The 16,095-nt window shown below is 71.1% G+C and carries 14 protein-coding genes; 10 read left to right on the top strand and 4 right to left on the bottom strand.

Going from position 1 to position 16,095, the window contains the following annotated elements; genetic code table 11:
• Window position 1: 1 nt before the first annotated feature.
• The 7 genes from E4V99_RS01990 to dctP all read left to right on the top strand — a co-directional run bounded on the left by E4V99_RS01990 (window position 2) and on the right by dctP (window position 6,701).
• Window positions 2–1,000: a thiamine pyrophosphate-dependent enzyme gene (locus E4V99_RS01990; RefSeq protein ID WP_240742816.1), complete on the top strand. Its 999-nt coding sequence runs from the start codon at window positions 2–4 to the stop codon at window positions 998–1,000.
• Entirely contained in the window at window positions 997–2,022 is a 1,026-nt protein-coding gene (locus E4V99_RS01995; RefSeq protein WP_135116284.1) for an alpha-ketoacid dehydrogenase subunit beta, read from the top strand. The genes E4V99_RS01990 and E4V99_RS01995 overlap by 4 nt, the downstream gene beginning before the upstream one ends.
• Window positions 2,015–2,347, top strand: a complete 333-nt coding sequence (locus E4V99_RS02000) for a biotin/lipoyl-containing protein (RefSeq protein ID WP_135064039.1) — start codon at window positions 2,015–2,017, stop codon at window positions 2,345–2,347. Before E4V99_RS01995 ends, E4V99_RS02000 begins: the two co-directional genes overlap by 8 nt.
• Window positions 2,347–3,099 (top strand): alpha/beta fold hydrolase, encoded by a 753-nt coding sequence (locus tag E4V99_RS02005; RefSeq protein WP_135064036.1) that lies wholly within the window; start codon window positions 2,347–2,349, stop codon window positions 3,097–3,099. Before E4V99_RS02000 ends, E4V99_RS02005 begins: the two co-directional genes overlap by 1 nt.
• Before the next feature lie 100 nt (window positions 3,100–3,199).
• Window positions 3,200–3,865, top strand: coding sequence for a TRAP transporter small permease (locus tag E4V99_RS02010; RefSeq protein WP_135064033.1), 666 nt, complete (start codon window positions 3,200–3,202; stop codon window positions 3,863–3,865).
• Window positions 3,862–5,409 carry a TRAP transporter large permease subunit gene (locus E4V99_RS02015; protein WP_135064031.1) on the top strand — a complete coding sequence of 516 codons (1,548 nt, stop codon included), beginning with the start codon at window positions 3,862–3,864 and terminating at the stop codon, window positions 5,407–5,409. Before E4V99_RS02010 ends, E4V99_RS02015 begins: the two co-directional genes overlap by 4 nt.
• Window positions 5,410–5,489: 80 nt before the next feature.
• Window positions 5,490–6,701: a TRAP transporter substrate-binding protein DctP gene (gene dctP / locus E4V99_RS02020; RefSeq protein WP_135116285.1), complete on the top strand. Its 1,212-nt coding sequence runs from the start codon at window positions 5,490–5,492 to the stop codon at window positions 6,699–6,701.
• A gap of 52 nt (window positions 6,702–6,753) precedes the next feature.
• Here the strand turns inward: dctP and E4V99_RS02025 are convergent, their stop codons facing one another.
• The 3 genes from E4V99_RS02025 to E4V99_RS02030 form a co-directional block, all read right to left on the bottom strand.
• Window positions 6,754–8,748 (bottom strand): acetoacetate--CoA ligase, encoded by a 1,995-nt coding sequence (locus E4V99_RS02025; protein ID WP_135116286.1) that lies wholly within the window; start codon window positions 8,746–8,748, stop codon window positions 6,754–6,756.
• A gap of 63 nt (window positions 8,749–8,811) precedes the next feature.
• A complete protein-coding gene (locus E4V99_RS18675) occupies window positions 8,812–8,937 on the bottom strand; it encodes a hypothetical protein (RefSeq protein ID WP_280790764.1) in 126 nt (41 codons plus the stop codon).
• A gap of 62 nt (window positions 8,938–8,999) precedes the next feature.
• Window positions 9,000–10,472: an NAD-dependent succinate-semialdehyde dehydrogenase gene (locus E4V99_RS02030; protein WP_135116287.1), complete on the bottom strand. Its 1,473-nt coding sequence runs from the start codon at window positions 10,470–10,472 to the stop codon at window positions 9,000–9,002.
• Window positions 10,473–10,728: 256 nt separating this feature from the next.
• On the opposite strand from E4V99_RS02030, the gene E4V99_RS02035 reads away from it, so the two are divergent.
• Complete coding sequence (locus E4V99_RS02035) at window positions 10,729–12,378, top strand: thiamine pyrophosphate-binding protein (RefSeq protein ID WP_135116288.1); 1,650 nt, start codon at window positions 10,729–10,731, stop codon at window positions 12,376–12,378.
• A 12-nt stretch (window positions 12,379–12,390) separates the two neighbouring features.
• On the opposite strand, the gene E4V99_RS02040 is transcribed toward E4V99_RS02035, so the two are convergent.
• Window positions 12,391–13,782, bottom strand: coding sequence for an MFS transporter (locus E4V99_RS02040; protein ID WP_135116289.1), 1,392 nt, complete (start codon window positions 13,780–13,782; stop codon window positions 12,391–12,393).
• 124 nt (window positions 13,783–13,906) lie between these two features.
• Between E4V99_RS02040 and E4V99_RS02045 the strand changes: the two genes are divergently transcribed.
• The gene (locus tag E4V99_RS02045) at window positions 13,907–15,376 is read left to right on the top strand and encodes a fumarylacetoacetate hydrolase family protein (protein ID WP_135116290.1); all 1,470 of its coding nucleotides are present in this window, start codon (window positions 13,907–13,909) and stop codon (window positions 15,374–15,376) included.
• The gene (locus E4V99_RS02050; protein ID WP_240742815.1) at window positions 15,373–16,089 is read left to right on the top strand and encodes a GntR family transcriptional regulator; all 717 of its coding nucleotides are present in this window, start codon (window positions 15,373–15,375) and stop codon (window positions 16,087–16,089) included. Before E4V99_RS02045 ends, E4V99_RS02050 begins: the two co-directional genes overlap by 4 nt.
• Window positions 16,090–16,095 lie beyond the last annotated feature (6 nt).

A 16,095-nucleotide genomic window follows, 5' to 3' on the forward strand; every position in this document is an offset into this window, starting at 1 on the left:
CGTGACCGAACCCACCCGCGAGCAGGAGCGGGAGATGTACCGCTTCGTCGTGCGGGCGCGCGCGCTCGACGTCGAGCTCGTCCGCTGGCACCGCCAGGGGATCATCCCCGGTTTCCCGCCCTCGATCGGTCACGAGGCCACGCAGGTGGGAGCGGCGGCGGCCATCGACACCGACCGCGACTTCGTGTTCCCGATGTACCGCGAACTGGGTCTCGCCCTCGCCCTGGGGGTGGACATGCCGGCCTACCTCGCCAACCACAACGGCGACTGGAACGGCGGATCGTTCGACCCGGTCGCTGCCCACGTCACCCCCATCCAGGCGGTGGTCGGCTCCAACGGCCCGCACGCGGTCGGATGGGCGCTGGGTCAGAGGATCGACGGATGCGACGGCGTCGCCCTCGCCTGCATCGGCGACGGCGGCACCAGCCAGGGCGACACGCACGAGGCGATGAACTTCGCCGGCGTGTGGAAGCTCCCCGTGGTCTTCCTCGTCACCAACAACCAGTGGGCGATCTCCGTCCCCGTCTCCCAGCAGGTCGCCGGCGGCTCCATCGCCGCGCGAGCGGCCGGATACGGCTTCCCCGGGGTCGCCGTCGACGGAAACGATGTGCTCGCCGTGCGCGCGGCGGTGACCGACGCGGTGGAGCGTGCCCGGCACGGCGGCGGGCCGACGCTGATCGAGTCGAAGATCTACCGCCGCGGACCGCACGCGACCTCCGACGACCCCGGCCGGTACCGCACCCTGGACGACGAGCGCCGCGACGCCGGGGACGACCCCGTGATCCGCTACCGCCGCAGCGTCCTGGAGCGGGGGGTGATCGAGGAGTCCGATGTCGCCGAGGTGGACGCCGAAGCCGCCCGGTGGCTGGAAGGCATCCGCATCCACCTGACCACGCTCCCGCCTCGCGGCGGCGAGGAGCTCTTCGCCGACGTCTACGAGGAGCTCACCGACGACCTCCTCGAGCAGCGCGCCGCGTGGGAAGAGAGCACTCGCGCATGACCACCACGATGCGGCCCGATCCGGACGGCGCAGCCTCCACCGCGCAGACCCTCTCCGTGCAGCAGGCCCTCAATCGCGCGCTCGCGGACGAGCTGGAGGCCGATCCGCGCGTCCTGGTCTTCGGGGAGGACGTCGGCGTGCTCGGTGGCGTCTTCCGCGTCACCGATGGCCTGCAGGCCCGCTTCGGGTCGGTCCGCGTCTTCGACACTCCGCTGGCCGAATCGGCCATCCTGGGCACCGCGGTGGGCCTGGCGATCGCCGGGTTCCGGCCGGTCCCCGAGGTGCAGTTCGACGGCTTCGCCTATCCGGCGTTCGACCAGATCGTCTCCCAGGTCGCCCGCTACCGCTACCGCAGCCGGGGACGGCTGCCCATGCCGATCACGTTGCGCGTCCCCAGCTACGGCGGCATCAGGGCCCCCGAGCTGCACGGCGAGAGCACGGAGGCGTTCTGGGCGCACGTCGCGGGCCTGAAAGTGGTCAGTCCCGCAGGCGCGCACGATGCCTACCACCTGCTTCGGGCCTCGATCCGCTGTCCCGACCCGGTGATCTTCCTCGAACCGAAATCGCGGTACTGGCAGAAGGGGCCGGTCGACTTCGGGAACTCCGGCGGCGCTGAGGGAGCGAGGATCGTCCGTCCCGGCAGGCACGTGACGATCCTCAGCTGGGGCGCGATGGTCGATCGGTCGCTGAAGGCGGCCGAGATCGCCGCGGAGGACGGCGTGGAGGCGGAGGTCGTCGACCTTCGGTGGCTCTCCCCCATCGACACCGCGACCATCGTGGAGTCGGTCGGTCGCACCCGCCGGGCGGTGGTGGTGCATGAAGCGGCCCGCACGGCGGGCCTCGGCGCCGAGGTCGCCACGCGCATCTCGGAGCGGCTCTTCGACACGCTGCGCGCGCCGGTGCAGCGCGTGACCGGCTACGACGTGCCGACCCCCTCCGGCGCCCTCGAGGACGAGCAGATCCCGAGTGTCCATCGCATCCTGCTGGGGATGCAGCGAGTACTGGAGTACCGACGTGGCTGAACTGTCCTTCCCGCTTCCCGACCTCGGCGAGGGTCTGGAGGATGCGGTCATCCTGGAGTGGCACGTCGGGATCGGCGATCTCGTCGAGCGCAACGACGTCCTGGTCGAGGTGGAGACGACGAAATCGGCCGTGGAGCTCCCCTCGCCCACCTCCGGCGTCGTCTCCCGCCTCGGCGCGGAGGAGGGCGAAACGGTGCGCGTGGGCGACGCGTTGATCACCTTCGAGGTGCCGGAGGAGAGCGCCGGGATCGTGGGGAGGATCCCCGCCGTCGACGCTGACGTGCCGGTCAAGCGCGTCAAGCTGCGCCCGCCCGAGGACGACTGATGCCGACGGTTCTGACGGGGGACGCGGCCATCTCGTGGGAGGAGATCGGCTCCGCGGACGGCCGGCCTGTTCTCGTCGTGCATGGATTCGCGTCGAATGGTGCACAGAATTGGCGACGAACTGGGTGGGAAAACGCGCTCGCCGGCGCCGGCCTCCGGGGGATCGCCGTCGACCTGCGCGGTCACGGCAGCAGTGCCCGGCCGGCCGGACCCGGCAACTACCGCCTGGACCTGTTCGTGTCCGACCTCGTCGCCGTGCTGGATGCCGTCGGCGCCGAGGAGGTCGGGTATCTCGGCTATTCGCTCGGTTCGCGCCTGGGATGGACCCTCGCCATGGCGCAGCCGCGACGGATCCGGCGGCTCGTCCTCGGCGGCTTCGGACCCACGTCCCCGCTCGCCGACATCGACCTGAAGGCCGCGCGCGCCGCTGTTTTCCGCGGCACCCCGATCCTCCACGGCCCGACCGCGGCTCTCGTTCAGCAGGTATCCCTCGTGCCGGGCAATGACGTCGGGGTGCTCCTGGACGTCGTGGAAGGAGTCGGCCGGGACGCGGCCGCCATCCTCCCCGCGGACCCCGCGCCCGCCGCGCCGATGTGCATCGTCAACGGCGACCGTGACATCGTCGCCGCCGGCGGGGAGGCGCTCGCCCGCGCCGTCGGCGCGGACTTCGTGCCGGTGGCGGGGCGCTCGCACACGAGCGCGGTCTCGTCCCGCACGTTCAAGGAAGCGGCGACGGCGTGGTTGACGCGCTGATGCGGACCTTCCGGGAACCGTCGCGACGCGTGCACCGTTCGTGTACCGTCAGCCTCCGTGACGCCAGGGGACCTCTCCTGGTGACGAGGAGGGCTCGAAGGTGAGTGCACCCGGTTTGAAGGACGACCCGATCCGCGTCGTGGAGAACGCCGTGATCTGGGTGGCTGCCGTCTCGGCCATGATCGCGACACTGGCGACACTGGGCATCGTCGCCGCCTTCGTGGGCTCGGTGGTCGCCAGATGGCTGGGCGATCCGTTCGATGTGACCAACCTCGTGAGCGGACTGCTCGTGACCGCGACGTTCGCGGGTATGGCGTGGACCACCGTGCGCGGCGAGCAGGTGTCCGTGCAGGTCGTCACCGAACGGCTCGGGCCGAAGGCGAACCGCGTGCTGGACATCGTCATCTGGTCCCTCGCCAGCGGCTACCTCCTGTGGCTGCTCTGGGCGTCGGTGGACCGCGCGATCACCCGCACGTGGCCGGTTCCCGAGACCGTCGTCGACGGCGTCGGCCTCGCCCCGCTGTGGCCGTGGCGCTGGGTCTTCGCCGCCGCACTGATCCCCTTCTTCCTGGTCGTGATCCTCAACCTGGTGCGGTCGGTTCTCGGCCGGCGACCCTACGACGACGTCATGCAGTTCGACGACGCCCCGCCGAGCGACCCCACCGCCCTCAGCGACCGCGACGCGCTGCGCGCGGCGAGCCTGGCCGAGCACGAACAGCAGATCGACCAGACCCCGGCACGCGGCTCGGAGGGAGGCGCACGATGATCGATTCCACCGTCGCCATCTGGCTCACGCTCGCGCTGATGTTCCTCCTCCTGGCCATCCGCGTGCCGATCGGCTTCGCGCTCGGCATCTCCGGCGCCCTCGGGCTGATGATGGTCAAATCGCCCACCGTCGCGGTCTCCGTGATGGTCAACGAGACCTTCCAGAACTCCTACAGCTTCACCCTCACGATCATCCCGATGTTCATGCTCGTCGGCCTCTTCGCCGTGCGGGCGCGCATCGCCGAGTACGCCCTGGAGATCGCCGCCTACTTCACGCGGCGCCTGCCCGGAGGCCTCGGCGTGGCCACCGTGATCGCGGCGGCGGGGTTCTCCGCGGTGTCGGGCTCGTCGATCGCGAAGGTCGCGACGATGTCCAAGCTGGCCGTGCCCGAGATGCGACGCCACGGGTACCCCGCGGGCCTGGCCACCGGCATGGTCGCCGTCGCCGGCACCGTGGGCATCCTGATCCCGCCGAGCACGTTCATCGTCATCTACGCCGTCATCACGAACACGTCGGTGGCGCCCATGCTCGTGGCCGGCCTCATCCCCGTGGCCATCTCCTTCCTCGGCTACGTCGTGTACATCATGGCCATCGGGGCGCGCCGGGTGGGCGTGGACAAGCTGCGCAAGCCGGAGGACCTCAACTTCATCGCCTCCTACGAGTCGCTGCAGCGGGAGACTCGGGCCCGCGCGCAGGCCGAGGGCAACACGCGGCGCACCGACACCGGCACGCTGACGATGAGCATCGGGCTCAGCGCGAAGACGAAGGACTGGCGGAACCTCCCCTGGCGCGGGGTCGTGTACGTCGTGGTGCTGGCCACGGTCATCATCGGCGGCATCTTCTCCGGCCTGTTCACCCCCACCGAGTCGGCGGCGTTCGGAGCGGTGATCTCGGTCATCATCCTCATCATCGAGCGGCGCAAGCTGGGGGCGAAGGGCCTGGGGCTCCAGATCCGCGACTCGCTGCTGGACACCGCAGCGACGACGTCGATGGTGTTCTTCATCATCTTCGGCTCGGTGATCTTCTCGAGGTTCTTCGTGCACGCCGGTGTCACGCAGGGGATCAAGGATGCCGTCGGCGAATGGGAGCTGGACCCGAAGATCCTGATGGCGATCCTGCTGATCTGCCTCATCCCGCTGGGGATGTTCCTCGAGGAGATGTCGTTGCTGCTGCTGAGCGTGCCGATCATCCACCCCATCGGGATGGCGCTGGCCACCGACTTCTTCCCCAACGCCCCGACGCAGGCCGCCGCCGAGCTCCTCATGAGCATCTGGCTCGGGATCCTCATCATCAAACTGATGGAGATCGGGATGGTGATGCCACCCGTGGGCATCAACTCCTTCGTGGCCGCCGGCGTGGCGAAGGTTCGCAGCGGCACCGTCTTCGTCGGCATCCTGCCATTCATCGTGGTCGACCTGGTCGTCCTGGTGATCCTGTACCTGTGGCCGGAGCTGACCCTGTGGCTGCCGTCCTTCGTGTCCGACGCCGTCAACGCCGCCTTCCACGGCACGCCGGCGGAGATCCCCACCATTCCCGCGCCCTGACCTGAGGGTCGCTCGCCTTCCCGACCATTCCGAGGAAACCCGCACCGTCCCGATCACACTGAACACCGAGGAGAACACCGATGTTTTCACGCAACCAACGACGACTGGCCACGGCCGTCGCGGCCGCAGCGACGGCGGTGGCCGTCCTGGCGGGCTGCAGCGGCTCGCCGGCCCCCAGCTCCGGCGCCGAGGGCGGCGGCGACTATGCCGAGGGCGAATGGGAGGTCACGATCACCTCGGTCGCCGCCGACCAGTCCGTCCTCCGCCCCGCCCAGGAGTGGTACATGGATCAGGTCGAGGAGCGCACCGACGGCGCGATCACGTTCAACCGCACCACCGCGAACGAGATCTGTGCGCAGGCCGACCAGTACGCGTGCATCGAGGACGGCAGCGCCCAGCTGCTGGTCACGGTGCCCAACTACCAGCCGTCGATCTTCGTGCCCAACTCCCTGCCCGAGATCACGTTCGGCCCGACGAACTCCGCGGCGATCACCGCGGCGATGGCCGAGCTGACCGAGACCAACGAGGACGTCAAGGCGTTCCTGGACGCGAAGAACCTGTACTCGGTGTCGACGTGGTCCGTCGGCAACATCCTGGTCGGGTCCAACACGCCGCTGGAAGGACCGGCCGACCTCGAGGGTCTGACGATGCGCACCGCCGGCACCATCGCGGCGCCCAACTTCGCCGCCGCCGGTGTCGTCCCCACACAGGTGACCGCCGACGAGGCGTACAACTCCTTCTCCACCGGCCTCGTCAGCGCGGCCGCCGGCGCCATGGACTTCGTCGTGGCGTGGAAGCTCGGTGAGGTCCTCAAGCACTGGGTCGACACCGGCCAGGGCGTGTACTCCGAGTTCGCCATGTACTGGGCGAAGGACTACTACGACGAGTTCCCCGACGACATCAAGGCCACCCTGGAGGAGGTCGCGGACGAGCTGAACTCGGGCGCGGAGATCGAGGTGTGGAAGAACGGCTACGACAGCGCCGACGGCACCCACTTCGTCGGGACCGACGAGCAGTGCGAGATGATCTCGTCCATCCCCAACGTCGAGACGCTCACGGCATGGGATGAGGAGACCGTGGCCGAGTTCGAGGAGCTCGGCGCGCTCGTGGACGGCGAGACCTACACCAACGAGGAACTCTGGGTGCGCAACGCCACCGCCGCGGGCCTGACCAACGCGGAGGGCGTCCTGGAGGACTACTGGACCCTGATCGAGAAGTACGAGGCGGAGTACGACGACCCGGCCCTCTCGATCGACCCGGTGACCTCGTGCATCGAGAGCTTCAACGGCTAGACGCCGCAGCCGGTCGGAGGCCGTCGCCCCTCGGGGCGGCGGCCTCCGGTCGTCACGGGGTGGATGCGTCCAGGACCGGTGCCGACCGGGTCCGGGCGAACTCCGCGAACCATTCCAGTGCGCCGGCATCGGCCACGGCCCCCAGCTGAGCGACCTCCGCGAGGGGGCGGCCCTGCAGGAGCCGCTTGACCGGCACCTCCAGCTTCTTCCCCGTGCGGTTCAGCGGAATCGCCGGGACGGCGTGGATCTCGTCCGGGACATGGCGCGGCGACAGTTCGCTGCGCAGCATCCGCGCGAACGATGCCCGCCGCTCGTCGTCCAGCGACGCCCCGCCCGCCATCTGCACGAACAGCAGCAGCCGGCCGGTCTCGGCGTCTTCGCCCTCACCCTCCAGGAACACCACGAGGGCGTCCTCGGCGTCGGGTGCGGCGTCGATCACGCGGTAGAACTCGCTCGTCCCCAGGCGCACGCCGCCACGGTTCAGCGTCGCGTCCGAGCGCCCGGTGATCTGACACGAGCCGTCGGCGTGGAAGACCGCCCAGTCGCCGTGCCGCCAGATGCCGGGGTACGAGGAGAAGTACGCCTCGTGCATGCGCGACCCGTCGTCATCGCCCCAGAACCCGACCGGCATCGACGGCATGGGCCGGCGGATCACCAGCTCCCCGGGGGAATCCAGCACCGCCTCGCCGTTCTCGTCGAACGCGGCGGCGGCCACGCCCAGCGCGGAGCCGGAGATCTGCCCGTCGTACACCGGGAGGAGCGGCGCGCCCTGCACGATGCCGCTGCACACGTCGGTACCGCCGGATCCGACGTTGAGGAGGACGCGGTCTCCGAACTGCTCATGCACCCAGCGGTAGCCGTCGCGGGGCAGCGGGCTGCCCACGGCGCACAGCTGCCGCAACCGGGGGAAGGAGAACTCGGTGCGGGGGTCGACCCCCGCGGCCCGGCTTCCGCGGATGTACGCCGGGCTCATGCCCAGGACGTCGGGGTTCGTCTCCTCCGCGACACGCCACAGCTCGCGGGTGTCGGGGAAGGTGGGGTCGCCGTCGTACAGCACGACGGACGCGCCCACCAGGAGCACGGAGGGAAGGGTGTTCCACACCATCCATGCGGTCGTGGAGTACCACATCAGGCGATCGCCCTCCCGCAGCCCCCAGCTCAGACCGTGGTTCTTGAGGTGCTCGAGCAGGATCCCGCCGTGGCAATGAGTGATGGCCTTGGGCTTGCCGGTGGTGCCCGAGGTGAAGATGACGAAGAGCGGGTGGTCGAAGGGGACGTGCTCGAACGCGACGTCGTCCGCGCCGCCGTCGCCGAAGTCGTCGTACCGGATCGCGTCGGGCAGGACGTAGGTGGGATAGGCCACCTCGACGACCCGCTCGAGGCTCCCGATCGCCGCCGTGATCTCCGCCACCTCGGCCGTCCGGTCGATGCTCTTGCGCCCGTACCGGTAGCCGCCGACGGCGAACAGCACCTTCGGCTCGATGATGCTCAGCCGGTCGATGGCACTGGAGGCGCCGAACTCCGGCGCGCACGTCGCCCACACCGCGCCCAGGCTCACCACGGCCAGTTCGATGGCGATCGTCTCCGGGATGTTCGGCAGGTACGCCGCCACCCGGTCACCCAGGCCCACCCCTGCTTCGACGAGGCCGGTGCGCACGCGCCCCACCTCCGCCCGCAGGTCATCGACGGTCCACTCCTGCGGGGGCCGGGTCTGGGAGTACGCGACGAAAGCGCAGCGAGTGCCGTCGCCGCGGAGCACGTGCTCGGCGTAGTTCAGCCGTGCGCCGGGGAACCACACGGCGCCGGGCATGCGCTCCTCGGCGAGCACGGCCGTGTACGGCGTGCTCGAGTGCACGCCGTAGAACTGCCAGACCGACTCCCAGAACCCGTCGAGATCGGTGATCGACCAGTCGTACAGGTCGCGATAGCCGTCGAGGCGGATGCCGCGGTGCTCGGCGATCCAATCGATGAAGCTCTGCAGGACCGACTCCGACTGCAGGTCGGCCGGCAGTTCGTACAGGACCGGGGCGACCGGGTAGGCACTCATGCCGTGAACCATACCGCGGGGGTCGCGGCGACGCGGATCCATTTCCGCCGCGCGAAACGCGGGTCAGAACGGCAGCGCGAGCAGCACGACGGCGCCGACGACCGCGACGGCCATGACCGCCGCGCTCCCCCACCACCACAGGGAGCGCCCGGCGAAGGGCCCGCCTGCCCTGTCGTGCCTGCGCGTCATCGGTCCAGTATGCCTCCGGCGGCCGCCGGGCGGATGCCCCCGCATCCGCCCCGCCCCGTCGCTCAGGCGAACGGGTTGGCCGTGAGCGTGTACTTGGTCTGCAGGTACTCGTGGATGCCCTCGGCGCCGCCCTCGCGCCCGAGGCCGGAGAGCTTCCACCCGCCGAAGGGCGCGGCGGCGTTGGACACGACGCCGACGTTCAGCCCCATCATCCCCGTCTCCAGGCGCTCGATCATGCGCTGCCCGCGGGCGAGGTTCTCGGTGAAGACGTAGGACACGAGACCGTACTCGGTGTCGTTGGCGATGCGCACCGCATCGTCCTCGGTGTCGAACGGCACGATCGCGAGGACCGGACCGAAGATCTCCTCGCGGAGGATCTCGCTGCCCGGCTGCACGCCGGCGACGACGGTGGGCTGGTAGAAGGTGCCGGGGCCGTCCACGGCCGCGCCGCCGACGGTGACCGTGGCGCCGCGCTGGACGGCGTCACCGACCAGCTGCGTGGCCTTCGCGACCGCGCGGTCATCGATGAGCGGGCCGATCTGCACGCCGTCCTCGGTGCCGCGCCCGATGCGCATGCCCTGCACGCGCTCGGTGACGCGGCGCGTGAACTCCTCGACGACCGAGCGATGCACGATGAAGCGGTTGGCCGCCGTGCAGGCCTGGCCGATGTTGCGGAACTTCGCCTGCATCGCGCCCTCGACGGCCTTGTCCAGGTCCGCGTCGTCGAACACGACGAACGGCGCGTTGCCCCCGAGCTCCATCGACGTGCGCAGCACGCCCGCGGCGGCCTGCTGCAGCAGACGCTGGCCCACGGGGGTGGATCCGGTGAACGAGAGCTTCCGCAGGCGCGGGTCGCGGATGATGCGCTCGGACACCGGTCCGGTCGTGGAGGTCGTGATGACGTTGACGACGCCGGCGGGGACGCCCGCCTCCTCGAGCAGCTTGACGAAGAACAGGGTCGTCAGCGGCGTGAGCGAGGCCGGCTTGATCACGACGGTGCACCCCGCGGCGAGGGCGGGGGCGATCTTGCGCGTGGCCATCGCGAGCGGGAAGTTCCACGGCGTGATGAGGAAGCACGGACCCACCGGGTGCTGCGTGACGATCATGCGGCCGGTGCCCTCGGGGTTGGCGCCGTAGCGGCCCTGGACGTGCGCGGCCTCCTCGCTGAACCACCGCAGGAACTCCCCGCCGTAGGCCACCTCGCCGCGCGCCTCGGCGAGCGGTTTGCCCATCTCGAGCGTCATCAGCAGCGCGATGTCCTCGCGGCGGGCCTGCAGCAGGTCGAAGGCGCGCCGCAGGATCTCGGCGCGTTCGCGCACGGGTGTCGCCGCCCAGGCCGGGAAGGACTCCGCGGCGGCGTCCATGGCCGCGGCGCCGTCGGCGACGGAGGCGTCGGCGATCGAGCGGATGACGTCGCCGGTGGCGGGGTCGGCGACGTCGAGCGTCTTGCCCCCCTCCGCCGCGCGCCACTGCCCCGCGATATACAGGCCGTCAGGGACAGATGCCAGCAGTTCTTCCTCGCGCGACACGCTCATGTTCCGTCCTCCTCGATCGATACGTTCCCCTCCATTGTGGCCACCCGCACGCATCGCCATCGATATACACCGCGTACAGCCTCGCGCGTGCGATGGACGGCGCGTCGAGGCGCCGCGCGCATCCGGTGACCGTCCTATACTTGCCACCGTCCGGCGACTCCCCCGCGCCGGTGCCCGGAAAAGGGGCACGCAGCCGCTCGGCCAGCGCGCGAGACACATACGGCCCACCCCGTCCCCCGTCTCGAAAGGCTTCGCCATGCCCTCCGTCTCCGCCCACGTCGCCGCCACGCTCTCGCGCTCTCTCGACACCGTGTTCGGCGTGATGGGCAACGGCAACGCCTATTTCCTCGACGCTCTCGAGCGCGACACCGCGGCTCGTTTCGTCGCGGTGCGCCACGAGGCGGCGGGGGTCGCGGCGGCGGATGCATACTTCCGCGCGTCGGGGCGGATCGCCGCGGCGACCGCGACCTACGGCGCCGGCTTCACCAACACCCTCACCGCGCTGGCCGAAGCCGTGCAGGCCCGCACGCCGCTCGTCCTCCTGGTCGGCGACGAGCCGACCTCGGGCCTGCGGCCGTGGGGCGTGGACCAGATCGCCCTGGCCGACGGCGTCGGCGCCCGCACGTACACCGTGGGGCACCGGGATGCCGCGGCCACCGTCGCGATCGCCATCGAGCACGCCCACACGTATCGCGTCCCCGTGGTCCTCGCGATCCCGTACGACCTCGCCACGCGCGACGCCGGCCCCGTCCCCGCCACGGCCGATCCGGTGCCCGACCCGCAGCTGCCGCCGCGCACCCCGTTCGCCGAGGCCGTCCTCGACGGGATCGTCGAGGCGCTCGCCGGCGCCCGCCGCCCCGTCCTCCTCGGCGGCCGCGGCGCGTGGCTGGCCAGCGCCGGGGTGGTGCTCGGCGACCTGGCCGAGGCGACGGGGGCGCTCACGGCGAGCACGGCGCTCGGGCGGGGGCTCTTCCCCGACGCGCGCTTCGACCTCGGCGTCGCCGGCGGCTTCGGCGCACCCGGCGCGATGGCGCTCGTGCGGGAGGCCGACGTGGCGGTGGTCTTCGGCGCCGCGCTGAACCAGTTCACGATGCGCTTCGGCGAGCTCTTCGCCCCCGGCGCGCGCGTCTTCCAGGTGGACGTGGCGCCCACCGCGACGCATCCGAACGTCGGGGGCTATGTCCGCGGTGACGCCGCCGAGGTCGCCGGCGAGATCCTGCGGCGCCTTCGTGCGCGCGGCGCGCGCCCCTCGGACTGGCGCCACAGCGTCGACGTGGCGGCGGCACGCCAGCAGGAGCCGGGGGCCGGGACCGGACCGGATGGCCGCCTGGATCCCCGGTCGGCGGCGCTGCGCCTGGCCGAGCTGCTCCCCGAGGACCGCGTGATCGTCTCGGACGGCGGGCACTTCCTGGGCTGGTCGAACATGTACTGGCCCGTGGCATCGCCCGACCGCATGATCATGGTCGGCACCGCCTATCAGTCGATCGGGCTGGGTTTCCCCAGCGTCCCCGGCGCCGCCGTGGCGCGCCCCGAGTCGACGATCGTGCTCACGACCGGCGACGGCGGCGGCCTCATGGCCCTCGCCGACCTGGAGACCGCCGTGCGGGTGGCCGGCGGCCGGGGCATCGCGGTCGTGTGGAATGACGCGCAGTACGGCGCCGAGGTGAACAACTACGGCGTGAAGGGTCTCGCCCTCGATCCGATGCTCATCCCCGAGGTGGACTTCGCCGCCGTCGCGCGCGGCTTCGGCGCGGAGGGCGTCGTCGTACGCACCGTCGCCGACCTGGATGCGGTGGCCGAGTGGACGGCCCGCTCCCCCGAGGAGCGCCCGTTCCTGCTGCTGGACCTGCGCGTCAGCGGCGCGGTGATCGCCCCGTTCTGGCAGGAGATCGCCCACGCCGGCTGACGCCGCCCCGGATCAGGCCTTGGCTGCGCCGTAGATCGGGCTGCGGGCCTGCAGCTCCTCGTGGTCGGGACCCAGCGGGATGCCGCTGCGGTCGCGCAGGAGCAGCGTGGCAATCAGCCCCAGCAGGGTCATGCCGGCGAGGTACCACGTGACCGCGTCGGTCGATCCGGTCGATTGCACGAGCGCCTGCGCGATCGTCGGAGCGAACGCACCGCCGAGGATCGCACCGATGGCGTAGGAGATCGACACTCCGGAGAACCGGATCGATGCGGGGAAGAGCTCGGCGTACAGCGCCGCCTGCGGGCCGTACGTGAAGCCCAGGCCGGCCGTGAGCACGACCAGCCCGAGGGTCAGCAGGCCGATGCTGCCGGTGTTCACGAGCGGGAAGAGCAGCACGACGCCCACCAGCTGCGCGATCCACCCGATGATGTACGTGTTGCGGCGGCCGAGGCGGTCTCCCGCCCATCCCGCGATCCACGTGAACACGAGCCACGACACGGCGGAGATGGTGACGGCGCCCAGGACATCGGCGGTGGGCAGGCCCACGGGACCCTCCGGGTCGGTGGCGTAGCGCTGGATGTAGCCGCCCGTGGTCATGTAGCCGACGGCGTTGTTCCCGGCGAAGACCATCGCCGCGATGATCACGAGCAGCGCGTGCTTGCGGAACAGCTGCACGATCGGCATGCGTGTCTGCTCCTTGCGCTCGGAGAGCTCGAGGAACACCGGGCTCTCCTCCACACGGCGGCGCACGTAGTGGCCGATCAGGATCAGGACGAACGACAGCAGGAACGGGATGCGCCAGCCCCACTCCAGGAACGCGTCCCCGGGGGCGATGATGGCCATGAGCCCGAGCATGCCGCTGGCCAGCAGGAGCCCGAGCGGCACTCCGAGCTGCGGCGATGCGCCGAACAGGCTGCGGCGGGTCTTCGGGGCGTGCTCGACGGCCATCAGCACCGCGCCGCCCCACTCGCCGCCGGCAGAGATGCCCTGCAGGATGCGCAGCACGATGAGGAGGATCGGCGCGGCGATCCCGATCGCCTGGTAGGTGGGGAGCAGACCGACGAGCGTCGTGGCCACGCCCATCAGGACGAGCGTGAGCATGAGCACGAGACGGCGGCCGTACTTGTCGCCGAGGTGGCCGGCCAGGAAGGCGCCGAGGGGGCGGAAGAGGAAGCTGATGCCCACGGTGATGAACGACAGGATCTGGGCGAAGCCCTCGCCGGCGGGGGCGAAGAACAGCTGCCCGAAGACGAGGCCGGCCGCCGAGGCGTAGAGGAAGAAGTCGTACCACTCCACCGTTGTCCCCACGACCGTGGCGAACACGACGCGGCGCCGGTCGGTGGGGCTGGAGATGGTTCCGGTGGGGGTGAAGCCCTCGGGGCCGGTGGGGACGGGTCTGCTCATGTCGGAACTCCTTCGGACGCCGCTGTCGGGGGGAAGACGTCTGTGTCGGGATGCGGCGGCATCTTGCCCGCCTGGCATGAATGATATACGATTTGAGATACGACGCAAGAGCGAAGGAGCTCGGATGACCCCGACGGACCTGAACGATCCCCGCATCCCTGCCCTGGCCCGCCGCCCCGGCAAGATCATCGCGGTGCACCTGGCCTACACTTCCCGGGCCGACCAGCGCGGGCGCCGCCCCGCACACCCCTCCTACTTCTTCAAGCCGGCCAGCTCCCTGGCCCCCACCGGCGCGAGCATCGAGCGCCCGCACGGCACCGAGCTGCTCGCCTTCGAGGGCGAGATCGCCCTGATCATCGGCGAGCCCGCGCGCCGCGTGCGCGCGGAGGAGGCGTGGGACCACGTCGCCGCCGTCACGGCCGCCAACGACTTCGGCCTGTACGATCTGCGCGAGAACGACAAGGGCTCCAACGTCCGCTCAAAAGGCGGCGACGGGTACACCCCCATCGGGCCGGGCCTGCTCGACGCCCGCGACGTCGACCCGGCCGGGCTGCGCCTGCGCACGTGGGTCAACGGCGACCTCGTGCAGGACGACACCACGGCCGGGCTCATCTTCTCCCTCCCCCAGATGGTCGCCGACCTCTCGCAGCACTTCACGCTGGAAACCGGCGACGTCATCCTCACCGGCACGCCGGCCGGCTCCAGCGTCGTCGTCCCCGGCGACCGCGTCGAGGTCGAGGTCAGCGCCGGCGACGCCTCGACCGGGCGCCTGGAGACCACCGTCGTGCAGGGGGCGCACGCGTTCGACGCGTCACTGGGGTCCCTCCCCGCCGTCAACGACACCCAGCGCGCGGAGGCGTGGGGTTCGCGCGAGGCGGCCGGCCTGCCCGCAGCCCCCGTCCTCTCCCCCGAGCTGCGCGACAAGCTCACGCGCGTCCCCGTCGCGGGCCTGTCACAGCAGCTGCGCAAGCGCGGGCTGAACAACGTCACGATCGACGGCGTGCGTCCGATGCATCCGGGCAGCAAGCTCGTCGGCACGGCGCGCACGCTGCGCTTCGTCCCCGGCCGCGAAGACCTCTTCGCCGCCCGCGGCGGGGGGTACAACGCGCAGAAGCGCGCCTTCGACTCCGTCGGCGAGGGCGAGGTCATCGTCATCGAGGCCCGCGGCGAGACCGGCTCCGGCACGCTCGGCGACATCCTGGCCCTGCGCGCCCAGGCCCGCGGGGCGGCAGGCATCGTCACCGACGGCGGCGTGCGCGACTACGACGCGGTCGCCGAGATCGGGCTGCCCGTCTTCTCCCGCGGGGCCCACCCCGCCGTCCTCGGCCGCAGGCACGTGCCGTGGGATGTCGACGTGGCGATCGGATGCGGCGGCACGACGGTCGAGCCCGGCGACATCATCGTCGGCGACGGCGACGGCGTTCTCGTGATCCCCCCGGCCCTCGCCGAGGAAGTGGCAGACGCCGCCCTCGCGCAGGAGGAGGAGGACGCGTGGATCGCCGCTCAGGTGAAGGCGGGGCATCCCGTCGACGGCCTGTTCCCGATGAACGCCGAATGGCGCGCGCGCTACGACGCGGAGCGGAGCGGCCGGTGACCCTGCGACAGGATCCCGAGGCGGACGCCCACGCGCCGGACACGTCGCGCAGCAAGTCGCAGCAGGCCTACTCCTGGATCAAGGAGCGGATCACCGGACAGCAGTTCACCGCCGGCTACCGCCTGGTCCTCGGGTCGATCGCCGGCGAATTGGGGATGAGCGTCGTCCCCGTCCGCGAGGCGATCCGCCAGCTCGAGGCGGAAGGCCTCGTCACCTTCGAGCGCAACATCGGCGCGCGCGTGTCGATGGTCGACGACTCGCAGTACCGCTTCAGCATGCAGGCCCTCAGCATCCTCGAGGGTGCCGCCACCGCGCTGTCGGCCCGCGCCCTCACGGTCGACGACGTCCGCCGCGCGCGCGCCATCAACGAGCAGATGATCCGCACCCTCGAGAACTTCGACCCGCGCGCGTTCACGAGCCTCAACCAGGAGTTCCACGCGACGCTGTTCGAGCGGTGCGCGAACCCGCGCATGCTCGACCTGGTCCGCGCCGAGTGGGCGCGCCTCGGGCATCTGCGCGAGTCGACCTTCAGCTTCGTGCCCGGCCGCGCCGCGGAGTCGGTGCGCGAGCACGAGAACATCCTCGCCCTCATCGAGGCGGGGGCACCCCTCGCCGACATCGAGCACGCTTCCCGCCGGCACCGTTCGGCCACCCTCGACGCCTATCTGACCCACGAGCACCCCGGCGAGGCCCTCGGCCTCCCGACGTCCTGAACAGGA

It is taken from the genome of Microbacterium sp. dk485 (assembly GCF_004570445.1).
Taxonomy (GTDB): Bacteria; Actinomycetota; Actinomycetes; order Actinomycetales; family Microbacteriaceae; genus Microbacterium; species Microbacterium wangchenii.